Origin of the sequence: Tuberibacillus calidus DSM 17572 (assembly GCF_000430685.1) — a bacterium.
GTDB classification, from domain to species: Bacteria; Bacillota; Bacilli; order Bacillales; family Sporolactobacillaceae; genus Tuberibacillus; species Tuberibacillus calidus.
In genome coordinates, this window is record NZ_AUMM01000057.1 from 1 (window position 1) to 17,678 (window position 17,678).

The 17,678-nt window shown below is 38.7% G+C and carries 15 protein-coding genes and 3 pseudogenes; 5 read left to right on the plus strand and 13 right to left on the minus strand.

What is annotated here, in order from left to right:
• The 3 genes and pseudogenes from H532_RS20645 to H532_RS0112710 all read right to left on the minus strand — a co-directional run.
• Positions 1 to 213 (minus strand): annotated as a pseudogene (locus H532_RS20645) (hypothetical protein); the annotation flags it as partial.
• 274 nt (positions 214 to 487) lie between these two features.
• Entirely contained in the window at positions 488 to 1,663 is a 1,176-nt protein-coding gene (locus H532_RS18845; RefSeq protein ID WP_245566471.1) for an SH3 domain-containing protein, read from the minus strand.
• 50 nt (positions 1,664 to 1,713) lie between these two features.
• Entirely contained in the window at positions 1,714 to 2,163 is a 450-nt protein-coding gene (locus tag H532_RS0112710) for a DUF1801 domain-containing protein (protein ID WP_038112429.1), read from the minus strand.
• Positions 2,164 to 2,476: 313 nt separating this feature from the next.
• On the opposite strand from H532_RS0112710, the gene H532_RS0112715 reads away from it, so the two are divergent.
• Positions 2,477 to 2,872: a VOC family protein gene (locus tag H532_RS0112715; RefSeq protein WP_027725794.1), complete on the plus strand. Its 396-nt coding sequence runs from the start codon at positions 2,477 to 2,479 to the stop codon at positions 2,870 to 2,872.
• Positions 2,873 to 3,268: 396 nt separating this feature from the next.
• Positions 3,269 to 3,421 carry a hypothetical protein gene (locus H532_RS20420; RefSeq protein ID WP_155995057.1) on the plus strand — a complete coding sequence of 51 codons (153 nt, stop codon included), beginning with the start codon at positions 3,269 to 3,271 and terminating at the stop codon, positions 3,419 to 3,421.
• Positions 3,422 to 3,761: 340 nt separating this feature from the next.
• Here H532_RS20420 and H532_RS0112735 read toward each other — a convergent pair whose 3' ends face one another.
• From H532_RS0112735 to H532_RS0112745, 3 genes are all read right to left on the minus strand, one after another.
• Positions 3,762 to 5,033: an alpha/beta fold hydrolase gene (locus tag H532_RS0112735; RefSeq protein WP_245566473.1), complete on the minus strand. Its 1,272-nt coding sequence runs from the start codon at positions 5,031 to 5,033 to the stop codon at positions 3,762 to 3,764.
• A gap of 70 nt (positions 5,034 to 5,103) precedes the next feature.
• Positions 5,104 to 5,706 carry a hypothetical protein gene (locus H532_RS0112740; RefSeq protein WP_027725796.1) on the minus strand — a complete coding sequence of 201 codons (603 nt, stop codon included), beginning with the start codon at positions 5,704 to 5,706 and terminating at the stop codon, positions 5,104 to 5,106.
• Positions 5,707 to 6,265: 559 nt separating this feature from the next.
• Complete coding sequence (locus tag H532_RS0112745) at positions 6,266 to 6,679, minus strand: hypothetical protein (protein ID WP_027725797.1); 414 nt, start codon at positions 6,677 to 6,679, stop codon at positions 6,266 to 6,268.
• A gap of 442 nt (positions 6,680 to 7,121) precedes the next feature.
• Here H532_RS0112745 and H532_RS18850 point away from each other — a divergent pair, with 442 nt between their 5' ends.
• A complete protein-coding gene (locus tag H532_RS18850) occupies positions 7,122 to 7,754 on the plus strand; it encodes a zeta toxin family protein (RefSeq protein WP_245566474.1) in 633 nt (210 codons plus the stop codon).
• A gap of 21 nt (positions 7,755 to 7,775) precedes the next feature.
• On the opposite strand, the gene H532_RS0112755 is transcribed toward H532_RS18850, so the two are convergent.
• Together H532_RS0112755 and H532_RS0112760 are read right to left on the minus strand one after the other, a co-directional pair.
• Complete coding sequence (locus H532_RS0112755) at positions 7,776 to 8,639, minus strand: DUF3990 domain-containing protein (protein ID WP_027725798.1); 864 nt, start codon at positions 8,637 to 8,639, stop codon at positions 7,776 to 7,778.
• A 635-nt stretch (positions 8,640 to 9,274) separates the two neighbouring features.
• Complete coding sequence (locus H532_RS0112760; RefSeq protein ID WP_245566472.1) at positions 9,275 to 10,240, minus strand: D-alanyl-D-alanine carboxypeptidase family protein; 966 nt, start codon at positions 10,238 to 10,240, stop codon at positions 9,275 to 9,277.
• A gap of 261 nt (positions 10,241 to 10,501) precedes the next feature.
• Between H532_RS0112760 and H532_RS0112765 the strand changes: the two genes are divergently transcribed.
• Entirely contained in the window at positions 10,502 to 11,224 is a 723-nt protein-coding gene (locus H532_RS0112765) for a VanZ family protein (protein WP_081412462.1), read from the plus strand.
• Between the two features lie 42 nt (positions 11,225 to 11,266).
• Here the strand turns inward: H532_RS0112765 and vanS are convergent, their stop codons facing one another.
• From vanS to H532_RS19980, 5 genes and pseudogenes are all read right to left on the minus strand, one after another.
• Positions 11,267 to 12,478, minus strand: coding sequence for a vancomycin resistance histidine kinase VanS (vanS, locus tag H532_RS0112770; protein WP_211231976.1), 1,212 nt, complete (start codon positions 12,476 to 12,478; stop codon positions 11,267 to 11,269).
• Positions 12,417 to 13,118, minus strand: a complete 702-nt coding sequence (gene vanR / locus H532_RS0112775) for a VanR-ABDEGLN family response regulator transcription factor (RefSeq protein ID WP_027725802.1) — start codon at positions 13,116 to 13,118, stop codon at positions 12,417 to 12,419. Before vanR ends, vanS begins: the two co-directional genes overlap by 62 nt.
• Positions 13,119 to 13,473: 355 nt before the next feature.
• A complete protein-coding gene (locus tag H532_RS0112780; protein ID WP_027725803.1) occupies positions 13,474 to 14,238 on the minus strand; it encodes a class I SAM-dependent methyltransferase in 765 nt (254 codons plus the stop codon).
• A 723-nt stretch (positions 14,239 to 14,961) separates the two neighbouring features.
• Positions 14,962 to 16,410 carry an ATP-binding protein gene (locus tag H532_RS0112785; RefSeq protein ID WP_027725804.1) on the minus strand — a complete coding sequence of 483 codons (1,449 nt, stop codon included), beginning with the start codon at positions 16,408 to 16,410 and terminating at the stop codon, positions 14,962 to 14,964.
• Positions 16,411 to 16,952: 542 nt separating this feature from the next.
• Positions 16,953 to 17,276 (minus strand): annotated as a pseudogene (locus H532_RS19980) (NUDIX domain-containing protein); the annotation flags it as partial.
• A gap of 176 nt (positions 17,277 to 17,452) precedes the next feature.
• Between H532_RS19980 and H532_RS0112790 the strand changes: the two are divergent.
• Positions 17,453 to 17,678: pseudogene (locus H532_RS0112790) on the plus strand (IS5/IS1182 family transposase); the annotation flags it as partial.

Below are 17,678 nucleotides of genomic sequence, written 5' to 3' on the forward strand. Positions count from 1 at the left end.
AGCAATCCGAAGAATTAGAAATAGCTTATCACCTGAAAGAGTCCTATCGATTATGGAGCCTTTGAGATCGTTCGTAAACACTAAGCGATTAGCTAGGTCAATGCCTCTAAAATCTTGCGCACGAGCGACATGTTTGTGTTTAGCAATATCAACACCGACGATCAATGTGTTCTCTGTGATTTGAGAGATTTTGCGATTTTGGTTATAATTCATGTATGAGTCCTCCTTGGTTCCTAAATTAGAGGTCAACATCCGTTGACACTCCGTACTATACCAAGAGGGCTCTATTTTTGTACAACCCGAAAAACCGCTATTTTGCCTCATTTTTCTTCAATACAGGAATGCTTCTTATACTAAAATAAAGCCCTCTGTTAAAGCTGATGATAAAATCCCTAATATAGCGGGAATAATATTCCCCACTTACAACGGAACCATAGGGTCATAAAGAGAAACGATCACGGCGAGTCCTAGATTAGATTATTGGGTTTTAGAAATTGCCAAGACCTGAAACTGGTGTTTGGATGATCACGGGATTCTTTGCAGGATCCAACCATCGTAAGATTTTCACGACGTTTGATTGAGCTGTATCGGTACAACCGAGAGTATAACTAGAACCAACGTGGAAGAAGATAGCACTACCTTTGTATGGAATTCGGGCTGTATTGTAATTGATAACGAATCCATAATTGTACGCTGGAATATTCATGTTTTCCGCACTTTTCCATTGGCCTTGTGTTTTACTTCTTGATTGCCATGTATTATATAGTTTTGAAGTCGGATCATCTACCCAAACATCATCACTGGTGATTCTTCTATAAGGCATTTTCGTACCAGGGTTGGCATAACGTCCAAATGCTGTTCCGATTGTAAACTTTCCAATCGGAGACTTTTTTGCCCCTTCTCTCATGTTTGAAGTCAAACCGTATTTACCAACATGACCTGAAACGCTTAAAACAGGTTTCCATTTTCCGTTTGAATCCCTTTCGAAGGTACGGATGGTTGCAACACTTGTGCCATAGCTACTTGTAGTGACGAGAATAAGCTGACGATTGGCGCCAACCGTTTTCAAATGATCGGCTACATTACCACGCGAAGCCGGTTGGCTTGTCGTCGTATGTGTTGTCGTCGGCGTTGTATGAGTAACTGGTTGGTGAACAATTGGTTTTGTGCTTACAAGGTATTTACTAGAAACCCAGCCAGTTTTGTTGGCCACATGTACTTTATTCCAACCATTCGAACTTATTTCCGTAACCGTAACGGCTTGACCTTGTGTAACGACGGTAACAACGGAATGATTTGTACCAGCACCACTACGTACATTTAAAGAACTCACGTTGACATACTTAGTAACTGGCTTCGAAAGGACAGTAGATGTAGGAGCTCGAGTTTCTTTCTTCGCTTCAACTTTCTTTGTTTTTACTTGCTTAGTTTTGACTTCTCTGGATTTTGGTTGTTCTTCCTCATTTTCCTTTGCATTCTTTACATCCGCTTTATCAATGGTATTTTCTTTAACTACTGTTTTCTCGGCTTTTGTGTCGTGATGAGAAGAGACGGTTGAAGTTTTCTTCGCATGATTCGTCGCTAATCCGAATATTAAAGCTAATGCGATCACCATCACAATCGCAGACACACTCATCCAAACTTTCTTGTTGTTTTTTACCAATTTTCTATATTCCCTTCTATGATGACAGACTTTATTGTTCTTCTTCAAAATCAACGCATATTTAATTGTTCTTCGTACTTTTTAATCCAATCATCTACTGTCATTTTAGAAACGAGCTCACCAATTAACTGGAAAGGGATCTTTTTAGGATTTGTAAAACGAATACAGCTTTTACCCATATTCAACTTTGTATCGATATGATTCGCGTATTCATTTTGAAACCATTTTAATAAATCTTCATCGGCATAGATGCCCATATGATATAAAGCGAGATGATGTTTTTGTGCCGCAATACTTATAAACGGTAATGGGGTATCTTTTTTACAGTGGTATCCATTTGGATAAATCGAAAATGGAACGACGTATGTTGGCATTCCGTATTGAAAATCTAGCTCGAAACCCTCTGGAATGTTTTGGTCTATCACTTCTTTTAAGGTTTTGAATGCGTCTCTCCATTTAATATCTACATTGGCCATATATTGATCAACTTGATTGGACATTTCTTTTCACTCCTTTCAACTCAATGACTCACTTAGGCGAAGCAAAAAACACATACCCTTCCAGCAATCAGCTTTTAGTGCTTCCCCCTTTAGCCCTCATTTTTTTAAACAGTTTTTCCTATAACCTTGTGATATTCACCATCATTGACGATTTTTTTCAGAAAAGGTGCTTACTGATGCTCATTGTTTAAGTATATTTTATTTTATTAATTCCCAAAATAGAAGAAGGATTGTCCAACAGATTTATAGAATATATGTTTGTGCAATTTTTTTTGCTGCGATTAATTATTTGTAAAAATTTAGGAGGGCAATCATGGGAAGAGTAGTCCATTTCGAGATTCACGTCGATGACATGGATCGCGCAAAACGTTTTTATGGAGAAGTATTTGGCTGGAAGTTCGAAGACTGGAGCGAATATGCTGGCATGCCTTATTTTGGTGCAGTGACGGGTGAGGACGATAAACCTGGAATTAACGGTGCATTAATGCAGCGTCAAAGCCCTCCTCCAGAAGCAAGCCAGCCTTTAAACGGTTATGTTTGTACAATGGAAGTAGAAGATTACGATGCCGTTGAAGCCAAAATCCTTGAAAATGGTGGTGTCGTGGCAGTACCAAAATACGCCTTACCCGGCATGGCGTGGCAAGGATACTATAAGGATACAGAAGGGAATATTTTTGGCATTCATCAACCGGATGTCAATGCAAAATAGAAGGCTGCCATCAGCAGGAATAGGCACTTTCACGCGCAATTCCTTTTTATATGATGGAAATGGAAAACAGCCTAAAATTACTACTGCCCATTCATTAGATTGTTAAAATGTGGTTGCGGACGATCGCGGTCTACAACCGCTTTTTTATTAAAAAACCTAAGTTCAGCTAAAAAAGTGTATCATTTTGAGGTCAGTAGGTCAGCCAAATGATACGCAATCCGAAAAAGCATATCATTTTATGAGCTGAAGGCCACGTAAATGATACGGAATCGCAAGAAATGGAAATAACTGGACCGGATTTCGGGCAAAAACAAAAAAAGCATATTATTTTGAGGCCGTTCCGCCAGCCAAATGATATGCAATCCGAAAAAGCATATCATTTCATGGGCTTGAGGCTTGGAAAATGAAATGCAATTACGGGAATTGGAATTATCTGGGCTCAATTTCAGCCAAAAACCAAAAAAGCATATTATTTTGACGCCGTTCCGCCAGCCAAATGATACGCAATCCGAAAAAGCGCATCATTTCACGAGCATGGAGGCGTGCTAATGATACGCAATCCGAAAAAGCATATTATTTCAAGAGCTTGTAGCTTCGCAAATGATACGGAATCACGGAAAACGGAAGTCCCTAGGTTCCATTTCGATATAAAAAGCTTGGGTCTGCTAAAGAAACTTGCTCTGTCAATCCATTTTAGGTGAAGGCAAAACCCTAGTTGATCTTATGCTAGCCTGGTTAAAAAGCCAGTGCAAGCCTTTTTGTTCGGAGGCAAAGCCTTCGCTGCCCTTGCGTTAGTGTGAATCTTGATAGACTTTTTAACCAGTGTAAAAAATAACGAGCCCTCTTTGTTGGGAGAGGGCTGTTAAGCTTTACACGCTTTATAAAAAATTTAGTGTACACCTTCATAATCCGCTGGGGGATTTATTCCTTTGTACGCTTCTACTGGCAATGGGCGATCGGTCAAAAAAGCTTTTAATACGGCCATCACCTCATTTGGTAGATCCTGATAAACATTATGGCCGGCATCCGGGAAATATATGAGCGTACTGTTGCGAAGCGCCTTTTTATAATCGATGGCAGATGACCATGACAAATAGTCAGCGGAAGCTTTAATAATAAGTGATTCCGTGTCGCTTTTTGATAAAGCATGCCTGATATCCGGCTGGGGTTTTGCCCAAGGAGTGAAGGACACCTGACTGACATAAAATCCAAGATTTGATAATTTGGGGCCATGGGGCTTACCCTTCGCATGCAATGCAGGTAAAACTTTGGCATAAAGCTTATCGTATCTGGCATCCATTTCTTTATCACCTGCAAAATGGTGAGCAGCGTCAGGATTCACTTGGAGTAAACCGTATGTCATTATTGCCCTTGGAGCGAACAGCTCTTTGTATACTGGCAATTTTTCTGTAAAAGTAAGCCTGTTAATTAAATTGGCACTGCTTGTGTCTTTGGGATTGATTGGGCCTGGTGATATAAAAACAGCTTTTTCGACATGACTTCCATATTTGCTCATGTAATGAGCGGCGATCTCACCGCCATAAGAATGACCAATTAAGATGATTTTATCGGTACCAATCTTCTGTCTTATAAATTCTAAATCCTCAACATCCCTATCAACCGTATAACCTCGTACGTCTTTTAATCTGGATGAATGTCCACTTCCCACTTCGTCATAGACATACACATCAAAGCCTTCACTTGTTAATTGTCCAAAATACCTTGAATCCCCTGCCATATCCGCAACACCAGGACCACCATGTAGGAAAATAATGGGTGGGCGTGAGCTTGCTTTGTCGCTTGACAAATGAACGTAGGCGATTTTTGAACCAGAAGGCAAATCCCATCTCTGTTGCCCTTTTACCACAATAGATGCTTCATGAGGAGCGTGATATGGTAATAGAAAACCAGTAATTAAAATCACCATCATCAAGCTTCCTGCAGCATAAATCATCATTCTATATTTTCTGATGTGCCTAATACCCAAAATCCTAAAAAATATTTTGGCCATGACAAAGAAAATCACAATATATGCCATCAGTCCGGCTGAAAGAAAAAATGCCGGTTCGGCAGTAAATTTAGCTATCCATAAGCTTACGGAAACTCCTGCGATTATTGATACGACGGTATTTATGACAGCTAATATGACCAATTTTATCATTTCTCTCAAGATGCGTTGCCTCCATTTAAAAAAGCCAATCTTCTTCTCGAAGTATCACTCACTAAAGTAGCTATGCCAATTGTTGCATATAGATGATGAGAATAATAAAAAACACTAAGGTTTCTATATTAAAGAAAATCGAATTCGATTTTATCCTATTAAAAATATTATAATGTTCAACCATACTAATCTTTATAACCAATAGTAAATAATAAACCGCTAGTGCACCATATATCGTCATCAAAATGGCCATTGTCACATTAAAATTTTCCCAAAAATAAATGGCTAAAAAAACAGCCCATATGCCCCTTAATACATTTGCAAAAACTTCGTATGGACCTCCAAATGTCGCAAACATTAAATCCGTTTGCTTTTGCCATATTTCTCGGTTTTCTTGTTTAACCACATAGACGAGATGGCCTGTTTGTATAATCATCGTAATTACCATCATGACCAAATAGGTGAAACCGAAAATCGTACCAATTATAAGAAGAGGATTATTTATGATTTTGTATAGGGCAATGGGTATAGGAAGCCACATGACATACATAAAGGCCATTAGTAAATGAATAAATCCATATTCTTTGTTATCGTTAAGCTTTTTAAAAAAGAGAACAATAATCATAAAAATCAATATCCCCATATACCCACATATTAATGTTGGCGTTAACACAATATCACTCCCAAAATAATTTTTTCCTTATTAAGCTAATATAAAGCCCAACTCGTCACGGAATTTGGTATTCAAGTTTGCCATCGTCTCATAGGTCTTGTTGTCTTACACCCAGAACTGCCGCTATTAGATCATCCATTTGGAAAAACAATTAATAATGCAGTAGCAGCTTCCGAATCAGTAAAAAATCTTCAACAGCATCTTTAATGTTTCCAGACTGGTTACTGGATTAGTTTTCGTTTCAACCAGGAAATCCTACACTCTAAATCTATGTTCTTTAACTATTGCCTGAGCTATTCTTTCGAAAAGTACACATTTTCTCGTAAGTGACTCCCCAACTTGGAATATATATCCTTACCAGATATTTGTTTTAATCAATTGCTTAATTTCCCCTGCAATTTCATTACGCGGCTAAAATAATTTCTTTCCCTCTGGCAGCCGTTGGTGGGAGTTGCAACGGCAATTTTGGTGATGGGGGCTCATTGTTAAATGATTAAAGCTAAAAAACTCTCCGAAGAAAAAACTTATTCTGGAGAGTTTTTTTACATTTTGCCGATTGTTATAGATTTTTATATTTTTCCTGTAAGGTATAAGTAATGAGTGTAACAATTTTTTGCCTATTTACGAGCTTTGATGCAAGTGAAATTAATTTATTTTCATTATTACTAACAAACCTTAAATAATACAACCAGACGACACACAATACACCAACAATTATAGAAATATTAGCTTTCGTATTAACAAGATAATCAGGGGTTAAAATGACATAAGTCAGTAACATCCCAATAACGGCTGAAGCAATAAAGGCAGCTTTAAACACCTCAGTGACCGTTAATCTTGGAGGTCCACTAAAGATTATAAGCAATTTGTTAAGGGTATTGACGTCAAGCTCTGATAAATATTCCTTAAGCTCTTTATCTCCAACTTTTTCCTTCATCTTTACTTGACTAATAATTTCTTTTATCTCATTCATTTAACCAAACTCCTTAATAATCCTCCTCAGCCACTTTCATAAATTATAACAAATTTTGAAATGTAACACTACTCCTAGAAATACGAGCAAAAAAGCCCGTTTTTCATCCCATGATTTCAACTATAATTTTCCCCTTGGAAGTCGTTGGTGGAATTAATGCAGCTTCATTTGGGGTGGAAGGCACTAGAAATAATTAATTTACTTTAGTGCATACATTGATACGGGTGATTAAGATAATGAAAATCGTAAAGACATTATACAATTTAAAAAACATCATCACTGGTAGAAAACAGGCATACGAAAGGTTTGGGTTCGTCGCATATTAGGAAAAGGATTCAAAAGGAATAACCCTAAAATAAAAGACACGAAGGAAATATATTCAGTTAAAGGCTATAAATACAGCCAAAAGCGACATACCATGCATATGAACATTGTGAATAAAATGATTAGGCAAGCGCCCTCCCCCAAAAAAGGGGAAAAGTCCATAGCCATTCTCATTGGCGGAGGGACCGCCTCAGGAAAGACGTTCTTGCGAAAATATGTTATCGAGAAAAAGCTGACTGAAAGAGGTATACAGGCAGTTACAGTAGACCCTGACGAGATAAAAGAATACATCCCTGAATATCAATTATTACAAAAAACACATCCAAATGACGCTGCTCGCCTCGTCCATAAAGAATCCCTTGATATTTGCGATCTATTGTTGAAACAACTTATTCATCATCGGAAACATTTTATATACGAAGGGACCATGGCAAGAACCCGGAAATACAAAAATCTAATAAAAAAACTAAAAAGAACCCAGTATGAGGTTCATGTCTATATAGTGGATGTTCCGTTAGAATTAGCCAAACAGCGGGCGGAAGAAAGGGCAAAGGTTACGGGAAGAAAAATTCCACCCCATATTATCGAAAACACGCACAAGCTTGTATCGAAAACTTTTAAAGAAATCAAGGATTTGGTGGATAGCTATTATGTTTACGATAATCGAGATCGATTGAAACTCATTGCTTCTAAGAATTATATCGAACCGGCATTATACAATGAATTTTTAAAAAAGGGAAAAGCGAAGTAAGAGGATTCTTTGAAAGTCTTGTTATTTACGAACTCGATTCTTCTTTCTCATATATATTTCGTATTCTTTATGCCATAACTTATCCCTTCCATACAAAATGGAGAAGGACCAATAGGCTGCTGGTTCGTGCATCATGATTGGATTTAGCTGCAAGGTTGCTAAAGATTTTCGCAGTACTTTATCCGCCTGTTGGCTGGTTAAGTTGCCAATGGCCATCAATTCATCATGTATTTCGAGTAAAAACCTGTTATTATCGATGACGCTTTCTAGACTTCGGACATGGTGAAGCAGTTGTTTTATGATAGATTTTTTCGCATGTGTTCCTTCAGGCTGGCAAGCCACAATTTTTAATTTGGATAAACACCTTATGGCTTTCGGGCTATTTAAAGATAGTTGATCTTTAGTATGGGAAACTTTTATTTTGTCAGGATCGGTTAAGTGCCTTCCTCCGACTGGTCCATACACGTAGTCATAATGGTGCTTCTTTCCTGCGCGGCACTCTTGGACAAACCGTTCCCATGATCGCTGATGGTACGGCCACTCTGGTTCATGAGGTAAGGGAAACTCCTTTCCCTTTAATTGACGCAGCTCCTTTAAATTAAGCTCATATGCTAAATAAGCCGGAATTTTTATATCCGGATGATTAAAATACTGTGATTGGCTGATATTTAATTGGTCTAATATTTCAGAAGAAATTTGTGGATGCATCGCTCTGATTTGTGCCCAGCTTTTTGCTTGCTGAGGATTTAAGGTAACGTAAAAACCTTTTCCGAAATCAGTAAGGTCTCTCTGCGCGTCCAACCGCATGCCAATATCGCGAATAATTTTTGCTGCAAATAAATTAGTTCCATGATAAACCGTACATACATCATGAAGGGGGAGCATAAGGAGGACCTTCCTTTCCTTTTGGACGCAAGGTGCAATCGTTATATAGTATGAAAGAGGACATATACAAATGTTTTACCCGTGGTGCTAGTTAAAATCAGATAAGCATAAAAAATTGCCCCTGCATGAGGAGCTCCTTAAAATGAAATTGCGACTAAACATCAAAAGGATTTGTTCCCATGCAAGAGCGCTTTTGCTTTACAACAGCTCGTACCCCAAAACAATATGCACCGATTTTGTTTTTTGTAATAAATTCCTCTAAACTTTCTCAAATCTTTTACACAAAATATCTCACATCATCATGAAATTCGATTTTGAGGGAGTAGATTACCAATCGCCAGGTTTTTAAAGCCGCTACTTACCAACATCAGTAATATCCCTTATCTACGTTTTTTGTGAAATTTGGTTTTATTTTTTTGTTCCTTTATTTAGCCTCAATACTTCTTCTACAACTCTCTTTCAAACTCCTCCTCTTGCCTTAAGACCTTGCGCGGGTTTATTTTTTAGGGTTAAGTCTTTCAACCGATATTATTTGTTGTTCATCTTGCATTTCCCTTGATCTAAGTCATGCCTTTGCAACAGGATGTATGTCAGAAAAATGGGCGTTCGCAGCGCAAATTTCCATGAAAAACTTATTATTCTTGAATGCTGTTATATACAGCTAAGGCATCGGTAATATTATACTGTTCCGTATGATGGTTCCCATTCGCACCGGCTGTAATCAGAACATATTCCTGTTTCCCCACTTTGGCAAGACTAGCGAGACATAGACCCGCCTCATCGGTATATCCCGTTTTCCCACCTAAAATCTCCCCATCCATAAGGTTGGGATTGTTGAGTTCTTTAAACAGGGTACTGTATAAGGTTATTCCCCTTGTATGCTTATTAGTTGGGGCAGTTAAATGATGGGATGACGTAAAAATCTCCCGGAAAGTATCATTTTGCAATGCATAGGTTAAAAGAATAGCCAGATCTTTGACCGTCGTAAAATGATTTTCATTTTGAAGCCCGGTGGCATTTGCAAAATGCGTATGTTTCATACCTAGTTCGGCCGTCTTTTGATTCATCATTTTTACAAAATTCTCCTCTGATCCGGCAATCCGGTCAGCCAGTCCAATACTCGCCTCCGCACCGCTTGGAAGTATTGCCCCGTATAAAAGATCGATGGCCTTTACCCGCTCACCTGGCTCAAAACCTGCCATTGATGCATCCGCTTCGTACAGCCCACGAAACACGGAATTCGTCAGTGTGATTTCTTCATTCAGATCCGGCAAATTTTCGATCGCAACAATCGCTGTCATTATTTTAGTCAAAGATGCCGGATAGATTTTTTCCTCACTATTTTTTTGCATTAGGATGGCATGATCTTTTAAACGGATCAGAATCGCATTTGGACTTTTCAGTTTGCCCAAAGATATAGCAACAGTTGGATCGGGTTCTCCTTTTGGAAAAGGAGCCTGTGTTGCTCTATCGTGGGAAGAATATGACGAGGTTTTATGGTCAGATTTTATCTTATTTATTTGGTGGTTTTCTGGAGTTTTGGATTTGTAAACCAAAGAAGCCATGACAACGATCAACAGAACGGTAACAAATAAGCGCATCCTTGACCTTTTCTTTTTTTGTCTTCGAACCATATTCAAACAGCTCCTTTTTCTTCGCTGCCAATATTTAAACACAGAAGAAGGAGCGATTTTGGAATTCCATCTTATGAATTTCTTAAGATTTTCTTATCACAGTCTCTGAGATTCACTGGGACTTCGATCGCATATTAAGGTGAAAATCACCAAATCTTAAGGTTTTATTAAGACATTTCTTTTTTAAAGATCCTATAGTAAATGACGAAGGAGGTGAACGGTGTGATCATGTCGATTTTCATGTTTATTATCGTGTCGATCACCTGGTTAATAAGTACTTTGCCATTCTTGATTCCCTACCAAATCCTACTGATCTATCAAAACAAAAAGTTAGGCGTTAAACTGTCCATGGCCCATTTTGTATGTGTCTATATTTTTGTCTATTACTTTACGGGTGTACTCAGTTTTACCGGTATCCCTTCCATCCTGGACATCGTTTATAACAGCTTTGAAATCATAACCTCCAAGGGATTGAATATTCACCCGGATGAAATCAATCTGATTCCTTTTTATTGGCTTACATACGGGGTTCAGCCATACATTGAGAATATATTACTTTTTATCCCTCTTGGATTTATGCATCCATTGATTTGGAAAAGGTATGAAGGATTATTGAGAACGCTGTTAACTGGCATGACATTCTCTCTCATCATCGAATTAAGTCAATTATTCAATCAAAGAATCACCGATATTGATGATTTACTCATGAATACTCTCGGAACGTTCGTCGGATGGGTCATTTTTCGATTGCTGAAAAAACATTTATCAAAATTACAGGACAAAATTTTTGTTCAACATCCCAATAACGAAAAGATTCCCTTCCTCCTTCGTAAAGAGGCATGTTTTTATACGGCTAGCGCTTTTGAGGGGATGTTCTTTTTCTTTTACCCATTGTTAAGGTCTTTATTAATCCCGTTTTTAAGATCATTATTTGGATTTGTTTTGATGTAATATGTGCCAGGCGAATTAATTTAAAAAGGACAAATATCTGACTTACACAGAGAACTTGTCTTTTTCTTGTTTTTGCGGAAGTACAACGGTAAAAATTGTCTTTTCACCATGACTTTGGGCAAAAATATGGCCGCCATGGGCGTTGACGATTTCTTTGGCAATAGCTAGTCCTAGCCCAGATCCGCCGGTATTGGTCGAACGGGATGTATCCAGCCGGAAAAACTTCTCAAAAATCGTTTCCAGTTTTTCTCGGGGGATTGGGTTCCCTTGGTTCGTAAAAGTGATAACAATATTTTTGTCCTGAAGTTGCGCAGAAACGTCAATGATACTGTTTTCATAGCTATAGGCGATCGCATTTTTTAGGATGTTATTAAATACGCGAGCGAGTTTATCCCGATCCCCCCATAGATTAAGCCCATCAGGCACATGGACTGATATTTGCTTTTGTTTTGGATGCAAAATCGGATAGAATTCATCAGCCATCTGCTCGAGCATAAGCTGTAAATTGATTTTTTCTTTATTTAAAACAATGGTTTGAAGATTAAATCTTGTGATCTCAAAAAACTCATTGATAAGCTGCTCTAAGCGATAAGCTTTTTCCAAGGCAATACCGACATATTTTGCTTTTTGTTCAGGAGGCATATCGGGAGCTTCATCCAAAAGGCTTAAGTAACCAATAACGGAGGTGAGAGGCGTTTTTAGATCATGAGACAAGTAAACGACCAAATCATTCTTGCGCTGTTCGGCTTCACGCGCGGCTCTCTTTTGTTTTTCCAAGTTGTTTTTGATCTGATTGAGCTTTTTTTCCATAAAATCCAGTTCTGGCGATAAGTTTATTTCATCACCGGATTCCTCAACGAGTTGATCCATTCCAATAATGAGTTCATCGAAGTATTTTGTTAACCTGGAAATCGAAAAATTTAGCAAAATAACAAGGAAGATCATAATCACAAAAAATGTGATTACATTTATATTTTTACGAACTAAAATATCGTAAACGAACAAGGCATCACTGTCACGCATATGAAACATGTTCATAAAAAAGCGGACAATGAGATCGCCAACACTGAAGTATTTTTGAATGAGAAAGCGCAAGGAGATAGCGGTTATCGTTGCGGCAAAAACAATCAGGAGCATTTGCAGAAATACTTTTCTCTTAAGTTTTGTATAATCATTTCTGCTTTTATATCGCTTATTTTTCAATTTTATAACCGACCCCCCACACCGTTTTAATATATTTAGGATGTTCCGCATTGTCATGCATTTTTTCCCTTAAATGCCTGATATGAACCATGACGGTATTATTACTATTGCCAAAATATTTTTCTTCACCCCACACTTTGCGGAACAACTCTTCAGAACTGACGACGCGACCTCGGTTAGAAGCCAGCTCCCATAGAATGGAAAACTCTGTAGGGGTAAGCGCAAGAGGTCTTCCGTTTAGCGTGCATTCATGATTGTCCTTGTTAATCACTAAACCGGCAAATTCAATCTGCCTGTCCTCACGTAAGGGATTAGAAGAATTGTATTGAGTAAATCTTCGCAACTGTGCTTTAACACGGGCAACAAGTTCCAAAGGTTGAAAGGGTTTTGTTACATAATCATCCGCCCCAAGTGTCAAGCCAGTAATCTTGTCCATTTCTTCTTCTTTCGCCGTCAACATGATGACTGGAAAATTGTACATTTCCCTGATCTGCTGACAGATGGAAAAACCATCGATATCGGGGAGCATGACATCCAAAATGGCCAAGTCTAATTTTTCATTTTCAATGCAGTTAAGGGCATCCTTGCCGTTATAAAATTTAAAGATATGATAGTTCTCATTTTTGAGATAAACTTCAACCAAATCGGCAATCGCTTTTTCATCATCAACGATTAAAATATTTGCAGCCATCATCGCCATCATCTTTCTTTTAAATATAAATCTCCATCGTTATTATATCGAAAAGCGAAAATCCATTTATTAATTTTCACTTATTAATATCTTAAGATTTCCTGAATCCCATTTAAAATCAGCGTCAATGGCTTATTACACAAACCTACCCATGAAATGAAAACTTGGCTCTGGTAAGTCTTATGGGCGAAGGCGGTGCCTTAATTGCACTTATGCCGGCCCTAAAAAAGGTATAATTTCTTACCAGTACGAAAAAGGGGACGCCCCTCCTTTGCGGGGTGCCCCGTTATGCTATATATCAATGATATGGTTGTAGTACTTTTAATGTTCCCATTGGATGGGTACGGCACCTATATTAGTCCGCCATTCGTCCAGTGATTATCTCAGCATAACCCAGAACCTTTTTATGTTTAAGCGGAAAAGGCAATTGAATTACTTCGCTCAAGCTCTTTCGCTCAGTCACCCTACCATTTTGAGATGCGATCACTTTATCGATCTTCTTCCGCTCCGGATAATATTTGGGGTCTTGAAACAAGTCCAAAAAGATAAATCTCCCGCCTTTTTTCAGATGCCTTAACGCTACTTCTATTGATATGGTTTTATCATTGACGTCTTGTACTTCATGGAATGTCATACAACTGACGATACAATCAAACATCCCTAAATCATCAGGTAGGTTCGAGGCGGTTTCCTTTCGAAATTCCACTTTATTCGTGATGTTTTCCGCTCTGAAATTGTTTATACATAATTCCTTTGAATATTCCCAGTTATCGCCCCAAAAGTCAATTCCAACGAGCTCTGATTCCGGATTCTGTTTAGCGATTATGGCAAGCAAATGCCCGCTTCCGCACCCAATATCGAGAATTCTATTTCCCTCTACTTTCGAGGCAATCAATTGGTGGATCTTATTTTGATAATCCCCGCCAATTTCCGAAAGCCGCCATCCCGTAACCCCGACAATTAATAAAATATAACCAAATAGCAATGTCGGGATGATAAAAATAAGAAATAGGACACTGATAAATGATAATAGTGAAAGTAATACAGAAATCACCGTTAAAACCGAAAAGGTTATTAAGGCTTTTGATCTAACCCAAGTTTTATATTTTGGTTGATTCATCACATTTCCTCGCGCTTAACAAAATTTAACCATTGCGTAAATATTATAACTTATTACAAGCAAAACAGGGGGTCTTCTGATGGATGAGGAAATGCATGCCGAATTAATGACTCGATGCAACCAGACTTCATAGTTCTATTGAGAAAAATACGCTTTTTTCCTTCTTGAATCAAAATAGAATTGGGGATATGAATATAATTTACTGCGCATTCTTTGTTATCAATACTAATGTATCGAAGTGTGTTGTGTGCTACAAATTATTAAAATCGTTTGACGACAACAGCACCTATTCCGATTAATATATACAATATCGTCATGTATATGATTAGCATTTCTGTTTCAATTGTTCGAACCCCTATGACATAAAGGACAAGCAGGATACCACCACTACCTATTAGAACAACATAGAGAACAATTAACAGATACCTTGTTATAATTAATAGAGTCCGCTCATCCACTTCAGGTACATTACCGTTTCGTTTTTTACGCCATTTTTTACATATAAAAGAGATAAGGAATCCACCTGATGTTCCGGCGATAACGGAAAGGGCTAATTTGAAGCTAAATTCTCCTTAAGGAGGTGTGCCGATCGATATATTCCCCATATAGAATTCAAGTCTGGTGACACGATGGATATGGAAACATAACTCTAGGTAGCACGAACCCCTGCCGGCCATAACGGCTAGCAGGGTTTTTTGGCTTAATTGCTATTATATAGGCTTATTATTCAATTCCTTTATAGCCGTTCTTCTCTGCATACCCCAGCAAATATAAGAATGCGAATGCCGGAATCCGTATCATATCCTTTCCTGACTTGGTCTTGTGCATTCCAAAGTCACTCGCGTTCTTAGTTACAACGATTGCAGCCGATGCCTCTCCACATAGCTCAGAAATCGCATCGTCATCGGAAATCGGCGCACCCTCTCGATATTTGACCTCGATGAGGATATTCTTTACATTGGGGTAATCCACGACAATATCGATTTCCTTTCCCTTTCTACCGCCGCGGAAATAGCCAACGGATGTCGCCTTTTGGTAATAAAATGCTGCAACATGCTTGTAAACCGCTGTCTCAACAATCTTACCCATCTCTACTGGGTCAGTCAGCAACGAATCGTCCATCAGAACGGCGTTACGAATAGCAGCATCAGCAATATATATTTTGGGCCTCGCTTTCAGTACTTTTTTGCCCCCCATATTTACCGGCCAGCTTTGATAAATCAGATTGGCACTTTCCAAGTATCGAATATAGTTTTCTACCGTCGGTCTCGATACACCGCCAAGTTCTTTTGCAATAGCCTCTATGGATACGATCTCTGATGATACATTGCATAGATATAGGAATATCCGCTCCAGCTCAATGGCGTTTCTGATATTATATAGTGCAGGAAGGTCGCGCTTTAGCACTTTATCGACCACGTCTTCTCGCATAATCTGCTGGGCCATGAGGTCATTGGTCGATAGTGCCAGTTCCGGGAATCCCCCCACCGTAAGATAACGATTGAAATGATTCTGCACCTTAGAAAGTTGCACCATCACGTGAGCGCGCTCCTGTTGAGTCCTATAGGGAAGCGACGTGATCTTTAGGTTTTGAGGGAGGTCTGGACGATCCAGCCCCAGCAGTTCACAGTACTCATAAAACGACATAGTAGGAACCTGAATAACCGTCCAACGCCCTGCACCGCTTTCTTGATGGCCCTTCATGAGGGCGGGGCTTGCTGAGCCTGTGGCAACCACCTGCGTATCAGGCTGGGTGTCATAAATTAATTTCAGCCATTTGTCCCAATCCTGAGCATACTGAACCTCATCAAAGAAGTAATAGCAGTCCTGCTCGGCGTAAATGTTTTCATGATAACATTCCAAGATTTCGTTAAAACCGGCAAGCTTTAACATAGGATGATCCATGGAGATGTAGACGATTTTTTGCGGTGCCACACCGCGGCTGAGCAACTCCTCAATCATCTGGTACTGGATAGTCGTCTTGCCGACTCGCCGCGCACCGGTCAACACAACGATGCGGCGCAGATCCTTTTGCTCGAGCCGCTTCATCGCCTCAAAAAACGCAAATCTCTTATAAGACTTAGACAACTTTGGATTCATGATTCCGGTTTTCCACCATTGATTATAAGCTGTCAGCACTTTTAGAATGCCTTCCATGCTTGTTATCGCCATAACCCCACCTTCCTTTGTTTACATTATAGCTCTAATTTTTATTTTTACCAACAATAATTTAAAGTATACTTATAATATTAAGCTGCTATTATTTACTTTTGCATATATAATATACAAAAAATGAATGTTAGGATACTGATTGAATTGGTATCTAGAAAACTGACATACATGGGGTGCTGTGCGTTGATAAAACGAAGCAAATAAAAAGCAGATGGTTCGAGAATCTGTATAAAATTCTCTGTGAACCGTCTGCTTTTATTTCAATGCGGTGAAACATCTGATGCACGTTTTCTAGTGTTAGATCGTTAAATGTCTATAATTATAACGGTGCCTTGTTACATCTCCTCATACTACTTCATGTCTTACATGTCCAACACGAAATGTTGTTAAATGATGGGTTGTTTGCAAGTGGCAGTTTTTTGTCATCCTCCCAGGAAGACCTACATAAAAAGAATGCCATATCCTACATATTTATGGTGCCGTAAACAGACACTTTTACCACTATTAGAGCTAACTCCTTGAATCATCATAAACTCTGCCAATTAATCACTTTCTTTGTAATCCCAATTTAAGTTTTTATCAACTGAATAAAATGACTTTCTTGTTTCAAGCCACCTTTTTAATGGACCAACTACAGCTGAATGAGTGATATAATTTTGAACGTCATTAATTGGAACCCATTTGACTTGAACTATTTCTGCATCGGGATCATGGGGTATTGGATTCCCATCATAAACGGTTACTTGAAATACCGTAACGAGACTTTGCGCCGAATATTCAGGGATAAAACTTTCATGAATATATATGAGTTGGTTCTCTTTGACTTTTAATCCTACTTCCTCATATATTTCTCTGAATAAGGCATCTTCTAACGATTCTCCATCTTCAACAACTCCTCCTGGTAAACTCCATAAATAATTAGGGTCTACTGAATAACAAAAAAATGTTGATTTAACAAGGGTTTTTCACTTTTTTGTCGAATTTATATGCAAGGGTATGATTCGGAAACTCATCAAAAACCTTGCACTTGGAGGGACTAACTTTGTACGAACATCATGCCGATCAACTCATCCTGCCACATGAATTTTTCCTGCCGTTTGGTGGACAATTAAATCCCAATAACCGTTGGGTGGTCTTGTCTAACCTCATCCCCTGGTCAAAAGCTGAAAAAGAATATGTCAAGTCACTGGGAGACGTCAGGCAAGGACACAAGGCCTTTTCGGTTCGTTTGGCACTTGGTTCATTGATCATTCAGGAACGCCTGAAGT

Excerpts from the sequence above, each read along its gene's own strand:
- H532_RS0112710 (WP_038112429.1), bottom strand. The coding sequence starts at position 2,163 with ATGTCCAATCAAGTTGATCAATATATGGCCAATGTAGATATTAAATGG.
- H532_RS0112715 (WP_027725794.1), top strand. The coding sequence starts at position 2,477 with ATGGGAAGAGTAGTCCATTTCGAGATTCACGTCGATGACATGGATCGC.
- H532_RS0112735 (WP_245566473.1), bottom strand. The coding sequence starts at position 5,033 with ATGATAAAATTGGTCATATTAGCTGTCATAAATACCGTCGTATCAATA.
- H532_RS0112745 (WP_027725797.1), bottom strand. The coding sequence starts at position 6,679 with ATGAATGAGATAAAAGAAATTATTAGTCAAGTAAAGATGAAGGAAAAA.
- H532_RS18850 (WP_245566474.1), top strand. The coding sequence starts at position 7,122 with ATGATTAGGCAAGCGCCCTCCCCCAAAAAAGGGGAAAAGTCCATAGCC.
- H532_RS0112755 (WP_027725798.1), bottom strand. The coding sequence starts at position 8,639 with ATGCTCCCCCTTCATGATGTATGTACGGTTTATCATGGAACTAATTTA.
- H532_RS0112760 (WP_245566472.1), bottom strand. The coding sequence starts at position 10,240 with ATGCGCTTATTTGTTACCGTTCTGTTGATCGTTGTCATGGCTTCTTTG.
- H532_RS0112765 (WP_081412462.1), top strand. The coding sequence starts at position 10,502 with ATGTCGATTTTCATGTTTATTATCGTGTCGATCACCTGGTTAATAAGT.
- vanS (WP_211231976.1), bottom strand. The coding sequence starts at position 12,478 with ATGCGGAACATCCTAAATATATTAAAACGGTGTGGGGGGTCGGTTATA.
- vanR (WP_027725802.1), bottom strand. The coding sequence starts at position 13,118 with ATGGCTGCAAATATTTTAATCGTTGATGATGAAAAAGCGATTGCCGAT.
- H532_RS0112780 (WP_027725803.1), bottom strand. The coding sequence starts at position 14,238 with ATGAATCAACCAAAATATAAAACTTGGGTTAGATCAAAAGCCTTAATA.
- H532_RS0112785 (WP_027725804.1), bottom strand. The coding sequence starts at position 16,410 with ATGGCGATAACAAGCATGGAAGGCATTCTAAAAGTGCTGACAGCTTAT.